Genomic DNA, 14256 nt, shown 5'->3' with positions numbered 1-14256 from the left:
CAATGTGATTATCTCCTGTCCCATGGTGACATTTTCATAGAACAGTTACACAGTGACAATATCACAGAACAATAACATTAGGGAAATAAAAGGTCTTGAAAAATGCGTGATTATCTGCTATGATAATCAATGCTGAGAGGCATGCTGGTGTAGCTCAGCTGGTAGAGCAGTTGATTCGTAATCAACAGGTCGCAGGTTCGAGTCCTGTCACCAGCACCATTTGTCCATACATAAAAGCAGGGGAGACCCTGCTTTTTTTAGCATATAGGAAATTATAAAATTGGACATCCCATACAGACACTAAGAAAGTGTTCGGGGCCCCGCCCGGCGAAGCGTTAGCTAATGCCGGGTGGGTTTTCTTATTTGTATTCGATCAGCAGCGCGGCAGGGGAGCGCTGCTTTTTTGTTTGCCATTTGTCCCATTAAGTGCATAACGTAGGAATAATTCTTTCCACCGTTAAAAATAATAAAAAAACATGTTAACAGGGGGCCAGATTATGACAAAATTCAGCGCCTGGAACAAACAGTTTATTTCAGGTGAATGGCGGGAAGGCAGAAGCAGGGATACCTATGAGGACAAAAACCCATATAATGACGAAACGCTGGTGAAAATTCGTTTGGCAAATCTCGACGACACGAACGAAGCCTACGAGTCAGCAAAAAGGGCGCAAAAAGAGTGGGCAAAGGTAAACCCTTATGAGCGTTCCCGAATAATGGAAAGGTCGGCGGAACTGCTCTCAGACAGACGTCAGGAAATGATTGAAATTATCACGACGGAAACGGGTAGTTCCGTAGTGAAAGCCAATGTTGAAATTGATTTTGCCATGGCCATTATAAAAGAGGCAGCCACGTTCCCTATTCGTATGAAAGGACATATCCTGCCGTCTCTGATTCCTGGAAAAGAGAACCGAATCTATCGAATCCCGGCTGGTGTGGCAGGGGTGATTAGCCCGTTTAACTTTCCATTTTATCTTTCCATGCGTTCCGTCGCCCCCGCACTTGCGACAGGGAACGGAGTGGTGCTCAAGCCCGATTCCCAAACGATGATTGCAGGAGGTCTCTTTATTGGCAAACTGTTTGAAGATGCGGGGATTCCCAAGGGACTTCTAAACGTCGTTGTCTTCAATCCTGATGAAATCGGAGATGCGTTTGTGGAACACCCGATTCCACGCATTATCTCATTTACCGGTTCTACGCAAGTCGGAAGACATATTGGGGAACTGTGCGGAAAGAATTTAAAACGGGTCGCTCTTGAGCTCGGCGGCAACAACGCCATGATTGTTCTAGCCGATGCTGACATTGAAAAGGCGGCTGGAGCGGCGGCATTTGGCAAGTTTATGCACTCGGGACAAATTTGCATGGCAATCAATCGGGTGATTGTCGATCAAAAGATATACGAACCCTTCTTGGAGGCGTTTATCCGAAAAGCGAAATCGATTCCATACGGTGATCAGTCAAACCCTGACACAATAATAGGACCCCTTATCAACTCGAAACAGGTCGACCGTATCCTCGCCCTGATCGAAAAGAGCAAAAGCGAGGGTGCCAAGGTGGCATTGGAAGGGAGCGTCAACGGAAACGTCATGAGTCCGTTTATTCTGAGGGATGTCACCAACGATATGACGGTCGCGCAGGAAGAAATCTTCGGTCCGGTTGCTTCCGTTATATCCGCGAAAGATGAGGAAGATGCAATCCGTATTTCCAATGACAGCCCTTATGGCTTAAGCGGTGCTGTGTATGGCGGACGTCTTGAACATGCCATTGAAGTGGCCAAACGTGTTGAAACAGGCATGATTCATGTCAACGACCAAAGTGTCAACGATGAACCCATTATTGCATTCGGTGGTGAAAAATCTTCTGGTCTGGGTAGGTACGGAGGAGAGTGGGCGCTTGACGAATTTACCACTGTAAAATGGATTTCCGTACAAATTCAAGACAGGAAATATCCCTTTTAGCAAGAAAATAGTTTACTTGTACGACAATCCATGAGCCAACTTTATATTCAAGTCTCACTGATGGAAATCCGTGAGACTTTCTTCCTTGTTGGAAGGAGTCATTCTATTTGGGAAAAAATTCTTAAGAAGGGCGCGTGGTTTCGGTTGAAGATCCCATTGTCTTATCAGTTTTCTGAATTCGATTGTGCTCCTGTCACTTTTTTAAACGCATTCCTTTACTTATTTGATCGTACGATGACGGAACCGTCCATGATACAAAATATATTCCAATACTCATTAGATCTATCGGATCGGAAAGGTGAAATAGGAAAAGGCGGTACCTCAGTTGATGCTGTAAGACAGATAACCAACTGGCTAAATACTTACAGTCAGGATAAAAAATTAGGTTTCACGTGTACTTTCTTGATGGAAGATGAAGTGAACTTCATAAAGAATGAAAATATCAAAAATTACATAAATAAAGGTGTCGGCATTACAACGGTCTGTATTACCGAAGGAATGTATCATTATATCTTGGTTGTGAAAATAGATAAAGATTATGTTTATTTCTTTGATCCATATTATACTGATGACAAACAAGATCAGGATGATATTGAGTATGTGTATGACAAGCCTGCCGAATATAACCGAAGAGTGAAACTGGATTGGTTTACAAGTCATGAAGAGAGGTTTTATTCTTTAGGGAAGATGGAAAGAAGAAAGTTGATATTGATAAACAAATGATTTGTTTGGTTGATATTGCAAAAGTTGCCTTCATTTTTCATTCATACAAAAAAAGTTCAGGGATAGTCTAATGGTACGCTATTTGTTGTTGGGAGGGTATTGGCTTGCGTATCACATTATTCGTTCTGTCTCTGTTCTTTTTGGCAATCGGATGCACCCAGCAGTCCAATCCACAGACTAAAGCCAAGTCTGCAGAAGAAGATCCGATGTGCAATCCGACTCCGGTTCGCTACTTTTATTTGGAACAAAAAGCGAAGTCGATTACGGAACAAGTAAAAGGCATTGATCAAGCTGTTGCCGTGCAAATCGACGATGAATTGGACGTCGCCATTGAGGTAAGCAACTTCAATCGCCTCCGATTGGAATCCATACGAAAGGAAGTATCTCGGAAATTAAAAGAAGAATTTCCAAAAACAAAGATTCATGTTACTTCCGATAAGAAGTTAATTAATGAACTGCAGAAACTAAGCAATACTCCCTGGTCCACCAAAAAGAAAAAAGCGTGCAGGCAAAAGAAAAAGCTCAAACAAATTGAAAAACAGATGAATGGATAAACCAAGCAGGGGCATCCCTGCTTTTTTGAGTGTATAAGAATTTATAAATTTGGACATCCCATACAGCCGCTAGAAAAGTGTTCGGGCCCCCGCTCGGCGAAGAAGGGGACCCCACTCGGCACAGCGATAGCTAACGCCGAGTGGGTCGAGGATAGCTAATGCCGGGTGGGTTTTCTTATTGACAAAATAATAGGTAAATCATGTAACTGGAAAAAACTAACAAACGTCTTAAGTAGGTGAGTATGAAAAAATATCGGATGTACAGGGAGGGACCATGAGCAAACGACTTATTGTTGTTTTTTTCCTTTTGCTTCTCTTGCAACCGTATCCTTTTGTATGGAGTGCCGAACAAGTATCAGCACTGTCGAAGCAGCCAATAAAGACAGTCGTGACAGACCGGTTTGAAACGGGTGTGGTACTTACAAAAAAAGTTTTGTTGCCAAACGGCGATCTTTACTGGATGAAACGTCTCGAATTTACTTCGGATCATCGTGAACCCTACACGTTCTCAATCCCGCTGTCCGGAAGCAATGGAACGTTTCGTTATGTGGAAAGGCTCCCTGCGGGAAATAGATGGGCAACCATTCCCGTGGATACGAAATTGCCCCAACCCAGCGGATTTTTACAAACAAACCAAATGAGTATGCTGTTAAATGCGTCCAATTTTTACATCAAAAATGTGCAGGGAACCTTTGAACAACAGCCAAACCCTCTGCCGATCAATGTGATTCGCACACTGGATGGTTACAAGATTCACGTCCATTTTCCCCAAAAGAAAAATTCCATTGCGGAAATCTGGGGATTGGAATCAAAAGAATCACTTGTAGACTGGAGCAGCACCCCCGATTTGGAAGCCATTTGGCTGGCGATCGATCTGCAAGAACATTCAAAATGGTCATGGGATGGATATTACGTGAGATCGCCTCAAACGTACACCCCTTATTCGCCGAACATGTTCTGGCGTTTACCAGCCAACTATGCAGCCCATTCGTTCATCATTACAGGAGGAAGCCGGGCAGCAGATGATTTAGGGTGGGTAATGCTGGACACCATCCTGCCCAATCAAAACAGGGAAGGGTATTGGGAAACCCTGCCAAGATCAGAGTGGCTCTGGAAGGATTACGGGATCGGAGCAGGCTTCTTTGATACACGCTTCAATACAGACATAGCAACCTTGTTGTTAAAGGGCTACAGACGGTACGGGGACCGTCATTTTTACCAGGCAGCGGAGAAATATTCCTACTATTTGCTTGCACATATCGATCATCATCATTACACGAACTACGGCGAGTCGGAAGGATGGTTACCTGCAGACTATTCCTGGAAACAGCCGCACAAAAAAACGCATGTCTCATTAAATCACCACCTGCACGAGATGAACTTCCTTTATGAGATGTATCTCGAAACGAAGCAGGAGTTTTACAAGGAAATGGCTGATAAATTGCTTTATGGAGTGAAAAATACCAAAAGCATGTGGATCAAACCAAATCACGACCTGCATTATGCGTACCTTCCCAATGGCAAAATGGGTTTGCAGGACTACCCTTTTCTAACCTATAACGACTTGGTTGAATCCCAAAGCTTATTCGTAAAGATCTACGGAAGAATGGATCCTGATTTGGCTGAATTAATGGCGAACAAAAAGCAATGGATGGATCAAACAGGAGTGAAAGGATACCGGTTCTTTCCGTTGTAACTCTTAGGCAAGGTGATTCCCAGCTTTTCGCAGGGAGAGTTCAGGTCCGCTCTGTGCCTCTCCTGTGCTAGGGATAGGGCTGGCCGTTGCAGGTAAAGAGGGAGCGAACCTGCGTGTAAAGACGGTTGGGGATGGAGGGAAATACAATGGCCAGCTTGCCATCCTTCAGATCGGGCAAGTCAGCCGGAGACTGAATGGCGTAAGGAATTCCCTTCTCATCGAGCTCCGCTTTGTATCGCTGGGCTTCGCTCCAGTTGACGATGAAATAGAACGATTTTTCCACGGGAAACCATCACCTTTCCGCACTCCTGTATTATCCCATCGTAAAGTACAAAATGACATAAAAAAAACACACCCGCTGCCTCTCACCGGCAAGGAGTGTGTACAAATTTAAGGCAAATCAATTAACATAAAGGCAGCGCCCTTCCTTGTGGACAGTTCCAGGCTTGCCTGGTCGGTGATGCGGGCGGCGTCGCGTCTCGAAAGTGTGGTCTCGCCGTCCAAAACGAGCTCACCTTCTATGACGAACACGTAGATTCGACGGCCGGGCTTTTGCTCAAATCGAATGGACTTTCCGGGATCCAGATCGGACAGATACATCGTGAGATCCTGATGAATGTGGACAACCTTTTCATTTGACTGTTTGGATACGACCGGCAGCAGTTGGTTTTTCATTGCATCCCGGTCGTATGCCTTTTGCTCGTAGGAAGGCGGCAAACCGTATTCTTCCGGCTCAAACCACAGCTGGAGGAAATTGACTTCCTCGGTGGCCGAAGGGTTTACTTCAGAATGGACGATGCCGGTACCGGCAGTCATGCGTTGAATTTCACCGGGGCGGATGACTTCCTTGTTGCCTGCACTGTCCTCGTGCTGCAGGGCCCCTTTCAATACGACGGAGACGATCTCCATTTCCCGGTGCGGATGGGCTCCGAAGCCCGTCTGCGGCTGAACGACGTCATCATTGAAGACGCGCAGGGGGCCAAAGTTCATATTGTCGGGATCGTAATAGTTGGCAAAGGAGAAGCTGAAGTTGCTCTTCAGCCAACCGTGGTCAGCGGAGTAACGAGATTCTGCTTTTCGGACGTCAATCATGGTTATGAGACCTCCTGCGAGATGGAATGTACCCATAAGTTTATCACAGAACGGCGTCGAGCGCGTATGAACCCGGGCCGATTAGGGCTGCACCTATAGCAATGGATTTTTTACTCCCTTCTTTTCACGGTTTGAGGTAAAATGATAATAACTTACTTTATGTAAGTATAATATCCTTTCAACTTCCTTTTGCAAAGTATATAATAAAAAATTTGTTGCAGGAGATGAGGTTATCGATGGAAAATCATTCCCTGTGTCCCAAATTTGAATCTGCCTATGCATTGTTGGGAAAGCGCTGGACAGGCTTGATCATTCGGGTGCTGCTGTCGGGGGCCAAGCGCTTTAAAGAGATATCGGAAATCATCCCGAGCATGAGCGACCGAATGCTTGCGGAGCGCCTGAAGGAATTGGAGGCGGAAGGCATCGTCATGCGCCACGTATATAAAGAGACTCCGGTTCGGATTGAGTACACCCTCACGGAAAAAGGAAAGGCGCTTAAGCCCGTGCTGGATGCGATGGAAAAATGGGGGGCCGAATGGCTGTAAGGGGAAGGTGATTTCGGTTGTCGTACACACATTTGCACTTTGATACCAGCATCGGACGTAAAAAGCCGGAGAGCATCATCAACCGTGATACGGTTTGCCCGTTTTGCAACCGGGACGAATTGTCCGACATTCTCGATCAGAGAGGCTCGATCATGCTTCTGCGCAACAAGTATCCGGTACTGCGGGATACGCTGCAAACGGTGCTGGTCGAATCGGACGACTGCAACGGTGAACTCTCCCTCTATCCCAAGGAGCACCTGTACGCCCTGCTTTCTTTTGGCGTAGAAAAATGGCAGGAGATGGAGCAAAGCGGCGAGTTTCGCTCCGTCATGTATTTCAAAAACCACGGACCGTATTCAGGCGGCAGCATTCACCATCCTCATATGCAGATTGTCGGGCTGTATCAACACGACTACCGGCAGCATGTCAAGGCGTCGGATTTTGAGGGCATCGTGATTGACCGGCAATCCGGTGTTGAATGCAACCTGTCTACATTGCCGCGGGCCGGGTTCTTTGAATACAACGTCATTCTCTCCGACCCCGGGCGTTTGACACAAATGGCAGACTATTTGCAAATCCTGACCCATTGGATTTTAAACCACGTAAATCGCCGCTGCAAAAGTTACAACCTGTTCTTCTACCAGATTGAGGAGAAAATCATCGTGAAGGTGGTGCCGCGCTTTGTGACGTCGCCGCTCTACGTCGGATACTCCCTTCCCCAGGTAGCCAGCAATCTGGAAGAGGTTGTGGCGGAGATTCAAAAACATTACTTTTAAGGAATGTGTTACCATAGCGGTACGGAAGTGATTGTTGTACGAAGGAGTGAAGGGGTATGAAACTCTTATCGATCGAACCGACACCCAGTCCCAATACGATGAAGCTGAACGTCGACGAGCGGTTGCCGCACGGCGTTCAGAAAGATTACCGAAAAGACCGGATGGAATCGGCTCCTGAGCTGATCAAAAGACTGCTGGCTATCGAGGGCGTGACCGGTGTTTTTCACGCGGCCGATTTCCTGGCGCTGGAACGTAAATCAAATGCGGATTGGCAAAGCATTCTGACGCAGGCCAGAGAGGTTTTCGGCGAGGCGGGAGACTTGCCGGTTCTGACCCCGAATTCTGAGGAAAAGGCATGGGGAGAGGCGCAGGTCTACATTCAGATGTTTCGCGGAATTCCCATGCAGGTAAAAGTGACGTCAGGCACAGAGCAGGTTCGCGCTGCCCTTCCCGAGCGCTTCGGCAAAGCGGCCGTCATGGCGGGATCTGCATCTCCCAACCTGATCATGGAGCGAAAATGGGAGGAGCACGGCATCCGTTACGGAGACCTGAAAGAGATAGGTGAAGAAGTGGCGCAGGAGATTGACGCCGCCTACCCGCAGGAGCGGGTTGAACGATTGGTTGAACAGGCCATGGAGGCGAATGGCCAGCTGCCGGAACCGGTGGAAGAGAATAAGCCAGTCGTGACCGCCGAGATGCTGGATGATCCTGATTGGCAGAAGCGGTATGCCGCGCTGGAGCGGATGGAACCCACGGAGGCGCAGCTGCCGGTTTTGGTAAAGGCCTTGCATGACCCCAAGTCATCCATACGCCGTCTGGCTGTCGTTTATCTGGGGATGGTCGGCGGCGATGCGGTTCTGCCATACCTGTTTGAAGCGCTGAAGGACGAATCCGTTTCCGTACGCCGCACGGCAGGGGACACCCTCTCCGATCTGGGAGACCCGAAAGCGATCGGTCCGATGTGCAACGCGCTGCAGGATCCGAACAAGCTGGTGCGATGGCGGGCAGCCCGCTTCTTGCACGAAGTGGGCGATGAATCAGCACTCCCTGCCCTGCGTGCAGCACAGGACGATCCCGAATTCGAAGTTCGCTTGCAAATCAAAATGGCGTTGGAGCGGATCGAAAGCGGCGAGGCGGCCAGCGGCACCGTTTGGCAGCAGATGACGAAAAGAAATGAACAGTAAGCCGTAAAATCACAAAGACCAGAGACAAGCTCTCTGGTTTTTTCCTATTCCAGCGAAAGTATGCCTCCGTATAGGGCGGCAGGCTGTCCGGTTTGCAGAGCCCAGGCCTGATTGCCGAAATCGTAGTGCCACCATTCCTCGGAGTAGTTGGTAAAGCCCGCTTCTGCCATCAGCCGGTGGAGCAGCCGTCGATTTGTCCGTATGTAAAGGGCGTGATCGTCAGGCTTGTCCACTTGTTCGAAATAGTGAGTACGGGCACGCTCCGTGAAGTCGTCAAAGGCAGTACCCATGTCGAGCCAGCCGTTGGGACCCGCAATCGTCACATCCACTGCGCCCCCGGTCAAATGGCGGGACGGCCTGTCAGGTTCTACGGACGGTTTCGCTACGTATTTGCTCAATTCGGCAAATAACTCTTCCCCCTCCCGCCAACCTTGGGCCAACAGCACGCTTTTGAACTGATCGTAGAGAGCTTGTTGTACAGACAACGGCCGCCAGCCGTCCAGCACCACAAGGGTGTAACCGTCGTCCAGCCTTTCCGCCGCCTGTACCAGCCTTTCTGCCACTCCCGCCCGTACGTAACAATCCGGCAAGGAACCGTTTATTTTTTGATGATAATAGAAGGGGTAGACCTTAATGCGGGGGGAATAATATGCCAGAGAAACCAAGGGTTCATTGTTCTCTTCTATAGGAATCGGAGTTTGCAGCAAGACTCGTCACCTTCTTCTGTACGGGATTTGTCAGGTATTGTAACGGAAATCAGGTGGTTTGAAAAGGAATTAATTGGTATATTCAGTATAACAATAGACATAGTTCATTTATGGTTGACTTCCAGCTTATTCATCCATTATTCTAGGGAATATTGAAATCTTGTGTGACAGGTAAGGGAGATTGTTTATGTCAACCAATCATTATGATGTCGTTATCGTAGGCGGAGGTTTGGCCGGTTTGTCTGCTGCTGCCTACCTGTCTTCCCGGGGGAAAAAAATTGCGTTGCTTGAACGCGGAGCGCTGGGGGGCAGAGCCGTAACACTGAAGATTAAAGGTTTCAACTTTAATTTTGGCGCACATGCCATTTACGGTCGAGATACTTCCGTGCTGCGCACGTTTGAAAAAGAACTGGATCTCCATATCGATTGGCAGGACTTCAATCCCAACAAAGCCAAGTACGACTTGGGCGACGATCTGACTGCCGTTCCGGCCAATGTACAGGGTCTGTTCCGTACGAAGGTACTGAAGGGCTTGGATAAGGTAAAGTTTACCTTTGAGGTTTTAAAGACGATGTTGAAGATGGAGACGGGGCATCCTCATCTCTCCATTCAAAAGTGGATGGAGAGAAAAAACGTAAGCGAGGACGTCCAGGAAATGATGCTGACGCTTGCCTCCTCCAACTTTTTTACCCGCGAGCCGGAAAAAATTCCTTCCGATGTCTTTTTTCAATACTATCGACGACTGTTCACCACCAACAAGCCGGTTGCATACATCGGCGGCGGGTGGCAGGCGTTGATCGACGAGTTTGTCCGGGTGATCCAGCAACATAACGGAACGATCATGACCAAAACCAAAGTAGAAGCGTTCCGGGTGGAAGATGATCGCGTGATGGCGGCCATCACAGCGGAAGGAGAAATCACCGGAGACGAGTTCATAAGCTGCATCCCTCCGAAAGAGATGGTAAAGGCGTTCAAGGATACCAAGCTGGAACATGCCATCAGCCAGTACGCCAACTACGATCCTACCTATGTCGTGGTGTACGACGTCGGTTTGAAAACACGCATCGATGTTCCGTACACGTACATTTACGACAAGCAAAACAACATCTTTATCACGGATATCTCCTACTATGACACGACCTGCGTGCCGGAAGGGGGACAGCTGCTGCAGGCGACAGCGTACATCAATCAATCGGATGTGGGGAACAAAGAGAGCATGGAGCAGCGGAAAGCGGAAATCGAGCAGCTGTACGACAAGCATTTCCCCGGCTGGCGCGAAGAATTGGTCGTCCCGCGCGTTTCCACTCGCGCCGTCGTGCAGGAAATCAAATGGACGATGAATCAAAAACCGATGCCAATCTTTTTGCCGGATTACCGCAACCTGTTTTTTGCCGGTGACTGGTGCGAAGGGCAGGGGCAGCTTTCGGAGCTTTCGTTCTCCAGCGCCTATGAATCCAGTAAACTGATTCTGGAAAAGTAATCATCAGATCCGTTCGCCAGAAAAAAGAGCAGATCGCCCTGGTTCTCAGGCGACTGCTCTTTCAACATCCCATACAGTTACTTGGAAAGGGTTCGGGGTCATTTTACCGCGTATACAATTCGTAGACCAGTCGTCCGATTCGCCCCATCGTGTCGCGGGCCAATATGGGTTCCACGTTTTTGGATAGGGTACAGACCGTGATCGCGTTTTGGCCGATGTACAGAATTCCCGTATCGTGCTGAATGTTGGTCACGGAACCGGATTTGCCCGCAAATTCCCACCTCTGGATGGCGCCGATCACATCGCCTTCCGGATCGGGCAAATGAAGCGGAATGGAGTCACGGAGCTGTTGTTTTTTCAGGATGTTGATCATCTGCAGGCAGCTGTTGTAGGAAATGATTTTTCCTGTCGCCAGGTACCGCAGGTGGCTGGCCATGTCAGCAGCTGTCACCTCGTTGTATCCCACAAGCTCAGCCGGGACAATCATCAGTTTGTTGTAAAACTGGCTGTTGGCCATTTCTGTCTTCCGCATCGCCTCACGGATCGGTTCCTTTCCAACGAGGTCAATCATGATGTTGGTGGCTGTATTGTCGCTTTGAATGATCATCAGAGTCACAAGATCCAGGATGGTCAGCTCTGTGCCGGGGGTCATGTGCTGCAGGACGCCATTGCCGCCGACGAGGTCTTCCTGACGCAGCTTCAGCTTGTCTTCAAAAGCGAATTTGCCAGCGTATGCTTCCGTAAACACGGCCGTCATGATCGGCACCTTGATTAAGCTGGCAGCGAAAAAGCGCTGGTCTTCGTTAAGCGTCCAGCGGTCTTTTGTTGTCAGGTCTTCGAGGACAATGCCCCATTCACCGCCGGCCTTGCTCAGCAGCTCTTGAATCGGGACAGCGAGGGAGGAAAGCATGGCACCAGCTCCTTAGTCGTAGAGACGACGAGTGTAGACAAAATTTTCATAAGATAATATTATTTAATCATGCTTTGGTTTTTCAAGAAAGAAAATTACAAAAGGGGGCTTCAAATGAAATCGCTGCATAAATTCTCGTTAAGTGTGTTGCTTACAGCTAGCTTGGCTTTCGCGGGCTGTTCTTCGCCGCAGGCGCAACAACCGGCCCAAACCCCGGCCGCTCCTGCCGCTCCTGCCGCCGCGCCGCAAGAGATGAAGGTGAACCTGGGCTCCGGTGAGCCGTCCACCATCGACCCTGGTCTGGCCGAAGACATTCCATCCATGTCCATCGCCCGCGCTGCATTTGATGGTTTGCTTCGCGTTGGCGTCGACGGCAAAATCAAGGAATCCGTCGCAGAAAAATACGAGGTGTCTCCTGACGGCTTGACGTACACTTTCCATCTGCGAGATTCCAAGTGGAGCAACGGGGATCCAGTGACCGCAGGGGATTTCGAATTCGCCTGGAAGCGCGTGCTCAACCCGGAAACCGCTTCCGGTTATGCGTATCAGCTCTACTACCTGAAAAACGGGGAAGCGTACAACGCAGGAAAGGCCAAGGCCGAAGATGTCGGGGTCAAAGCAACCGACGACAAGACGCTCGTGGTTACACTGGAAAACCCGGCACCGTTCTTCCCGGAATTGGTGGCGTCCGTCACCTACCTCCCGGTTAACAAAAAAGTGGTGGAAGCGAACAAGGAATGGGCGGGAAGTCCTGACACCTACATAGGAAACGGTCCGTTCGTACTGAAAAAATGGGAACACAAATCCGTCATTGAGATGGAAAAGAACGAACAGTACTGGGACAAAGACACGGTGAAATTGTCCAAGTTGACGTTTAACATGATTGAGGATGCCAATACCGAACTGTCCATGTTTGAAAAGGGCGACTTGGATTGGGCCGGCTCTCCGCTGGGCGACCTGCCGTTGGATGCTATGGGTGCGCTGAAAGATTCAGGCAAGCTGCAAACCCAGGCAACGGCCGGCACCTACTGGTACATCTTCAACACGACGAAACCGCCGTTCAACAACAAGAAGATTCGTCAAGCGTTCTCCTATGCCGTAAACCGCCAGGAAATCGCAGACAATGTCGTACAATACAAGAGTTCGCCGGCGCTTGGCATCCTGCCTCCGACCATGGCGCTCAAACCGGACGGCTACATCAAGGACGGCGACGTGGAAACAGCGAAGAAGCTGTTGGCTGAAGGCATGAAAGAGCTGGGAATAAGCAAATTGCCGGAAATCACCATATCCTATAACACGAGCGAAGTTCACCAGCGAATTGCCACTGTCATTCAAGACCAGTGGAGAAAAGCGTTTGGCATCGAAGTGAAGCTCGTGAACAAGGAAAACAAAGTCCATCGCGAGGACATGAAAGCAGGCAACTTCCAGATCGGACGAGGCAGCTGGATTGGCGACTTCAACGATCCGATCAACTTCCTTGAAGTCTTCAAAGGAGGATTGAACACCTCCAAATGGCAAAACAAGGAGTTCCTCGACCTGCTAGCGCAATCTGCGAAAGAGGGCGACGTGGCAAAGCGCACGGAGATTCTCAAGAAGGCTGATGCCATCGTCATGGACGAAATGCCTGCCCTGCCGATCTACTACTACACCTATGCATGGGTGAAACAGGACGGGGTCAAAGACGTCGTAATCGACGCGCTGGGCTTCATCGACTTCAAGTACGCATCCAATGAAAAGAAATAGGGAGTGAATCTCGTGCGTCCTCTCATCGGCGTCGCGTGTACCAAGATGTATTTTCCGAACAACAACCTGGATCAGTTCTTCTATGTCGGATCGGGGTACGTGGACGGGATTGCCCGCACCGGTGGAACACCGCTCATCCTGCCTCTGATGTCCATTTCCGACGCGCCATTTCGAGACATCGTGGAATCTCTGGACGGGATCATCCTGACAGGTGGAGACGACCCTGCCCCCCACCTTTATGGAGAAGAGCCGCTCCAGGGATTGGGTCAAATCGAATATGAACGCGACCTCGCCGAGCTGGAAGTCATCAGGCTGGCGAGGGAACTGAAGAAGCCAATCCTCGGGATCTGCCGCGGGATGCAGATCATGAACGTAGCATTTGGCGGCACGCTGATCCAGGACATCCCAAGCCAGGTGCCGGGAGCCTTCCAGCACGCACAGAAGGGCTCCCGCCAATACGGAGCGCACAAGGTTCAACTGCAGCCCGGCATGATTGCAGAAGCGCTGGGAAGAACGGAAATCCTGGTTAACACATCCCACCACCAGGCAGTAAAAGACGTAGCTCCTGGATTTAAGGTAACGGGTACGGCTGCTGACGGCGTGATAGAGGCGATTGAAAGTCTCGACGGGCTATACGTGGGAGTGCAGTGGCATCCGGAACGTATGTGGGCGCATGATGACAACATGCTGAAGCTGGCTGCAGCGTTCGTTAACAAAACCAAGCAGTTGAAGCTGGCTGTCAACTAGCCATTCCACAGCAGAAAGAATAGAGAAGAAGCCGCCTTCCATCGGGAAAGGTGGCTTCTTTCAGTGTATAAGACTTCCATGCCGCGTTCACGGCATCACTGATGAATGAAAATATTGTCAATACTGCTACTACGGCTGGCGAAG

At 49.4% G+C, this 14256-nt stretch carries 14 protein-coding genes and 1 tRNA gene; 11 read left to right on the top strand and 4 right to left on the bottom strand.

The features are described 5' to 3' along the window. Positions 1-143: 143 nt before the first annotated feature. From ACE99V_RS19040 to ACE99V_RS19020, 5 genes are all read left to right on the top strand, one after another. Positions 144-219 (top strand) — tRNA-Thr (locus ACE99V_RS19040). A gap of 278 nt (positions 220-497) precedes the next feature. Beyond that, complete coding sequence (locus tag ACE99V_RS19035) at positions 498-1955, top strand: aldehyde dehydrogenase family protein (protein WP_400492797.1); 1458 nt, start codon at positions 498-500, stop codon at positions 1953-1955. Positions 1956-2015: 60 nt separating this feature from the next. Then, a complete protein-coding gene (locus tag ACE99V_RS19030) occupies positions 2016-2678 on the top strand; it encodes a C39 family peptidase (RefSeq protein ID WP_400492796.1) in 663 nt (220 codons plus the stop codon). Between the two features lie 104 nt (positions 2679-2782). Beyond that, positions 2783-3232: a YhcN/YlaJ family sporulation lipoprotein gene (locus tag ACE99V_RS19025; protein WP_400492795.1), complete on the top strand. Its 450-nt coding sequence runs from the start codon at positions 2783-2785 to the stop codon at positions 3230-3232. Between the two features lie 274 nt (positions 3233-3506). Further along, the gene (locus tag ACE99V_RS19020; protein ID WP_400492794.1) at positions 3507-4928 is read left to right on the top strand and encodes a hypothetical protein; all 1422 of its coding nucleotides are present in this window, start codon (positions 3507-3509) and stop codon (positions 4926-4928) included. A 67-nt stretch (positions 4929-4995) separates the two neighbouring features. Here the strand turns inward: ACE99V_RS19020 and ACE99V_RS19015 are convergent, their stop codons facing one another. Continuing rightward, positions 4996-5211, bottom strand: coding sequence for a hypothetical protein (locus tag ACE99V_RS19015; protein WP_400492793.1), 216 nt, complete (start codon positions 5209-5211; stop codon positions 4996-4998). 107 nt (positions 5212-5318) lie between these two features. Next, the gene (locus ACE99V_RS19010; protein WP_400492792.1) at positions 5319-6020 is read right to left on the bottom strand and encodes a pirin family protein; all 702 of its coding nucleotides are present in this window, start codon (positions 6018-6020) and stop codon (positions 5319-5321) included. A 236-nt stretch (positions 6021-6256) separates the two neighbouring features. Here ACE99V_RS19010 and ACE99V_RS19005 point away from each other — a divergent pair, with 236 nt between their 5' ends. The 3 genes from ACE99V_RS19005 to ACE99V_RS18995 are packed head-to-tail and all read left to right on the top strand — an operon-like array spanning position 6257 to position 8525. After that, positions 6257-6565 carry a winged helix-turn-helix transcriptional regulator gene (locus ACE99V_RS19005; RefSeq protein ID WP_400492791.1) on the top strand — a complete coding sequence of 103 codons (309 nt, stop codon included), beginning with the start codon at positions 6257-6259 and terminating at the stop codon, positions 6563-6565. A 17-nt stretch (positions 6566-6582) separates the two neighbouring features. Further along, positions 6583-7341 (top strand): DUF4931 domain-containing protein, encoded by a 759-nt coding sequence (locus ACE99V_RS19000; protein ID WP_400492790.1) that lies wholly within the window; start codon positions 6583-6585, stop codon positions 7339-7341. 56 nt (positions 7342-7397) lie between these two features. Continuing rightward, positions 7398-8525 carry a virulence factor gene (locus ACE99V_RS18995; protein WP_400492789.1) on the top strand — a complete coding sequence of 376 codons (1128 nt, stop codon included), beginning with the start codon at positions 7398-7400 and terminating at the stop codon, positions 8523-8525. A gap of 44 nt (positions 8526-8569) precedes the next feature. Here ACE99V_RS18995 and ACE99V_RS18990 read toward each other — a convergent pair whose 3' ends face one another. After that, complete coding sequence (locus tag ACE99V_RS18990) at positions 8570-9232, bottom strand: M15 family metallopeptidase (protein ID WP_400492788.1); 663 nt, start codon at positions 9230-9232, stop codon at positions 8570-8572. 187 nt (positions 9233-9419) lie between these two features. Here ACE99V_RS18990 and ACE99V_RS18985 point away from each other — a divergent pair, with 187 nt between their 5' ends. Continuing rightward, on the top strand, positions 9420-10712 hold the full coding sequence (locus tag ACE99V_RS18985; protein WP_400492787.1) for a phytoene desaturase family protein: 1293 nt from the start codon (positions 9420-9422) through the stop codon (positions 10710-10712). A 103-nt stretch (positions 10713-10815) separates the two neighbouring features. On the opposite strand, the gene ACE99V_RS18980 is transcribed toward ACE99V_RS18985, so the two are convergent. Beyond that, the gene (locus ACE99V_RS18980) at positions 10816-11622 is read right to left on the bottom strand and encodes a serine hydrolase (RefSeq protein WP_400492786.1); all 807 of its coding nucleotides are present in this window, start codon (positions 11620-11622) and stop codon (positions 10816-10818) included. Positions 11623-11736: 114 nt separating this feature from the next. On the opposite strand from ACE99V_RS18980, the gene ACE99V_RS18975 reads away from it, so the two are divergent. Then, on the top strand, positions 11737-13365 hold the full coding sequence (locus ACE99V_RS18975) for a peptide ABC transporter substrate-binding protein (RefSeq protein ID WP_400492785.1): 1629 nt from the start codon (positions 11737-11739) through the stop codon (positions 13363-13365). 12 nt (positions 13366-13377) lie between these two features. Continuing rightward, positions 13378-14112, top strand: a complete 735-nt coding sequence (locus ACE99V_RS18970) for a gamma-glutamyl-gamma-aminobutyrate hydrolase family protein (protein ID WP_400492784.1) — start codon at positions 13378-13380, stop codon at positions 14110-14112. Positions 14113-14256: the final 144 nt, after the last annotated feature.

It is taken from the genome of Brevibacillus soli (assembly GCF_044759095.2).
GTDB lineage: Bacteria > Bacillota > Bacilli > Brevibacillales > Brevibacillaceae > JBIYSM02.
This window is presented reverse-complemented; position numbering and strand designations above follow the sequence as displayed.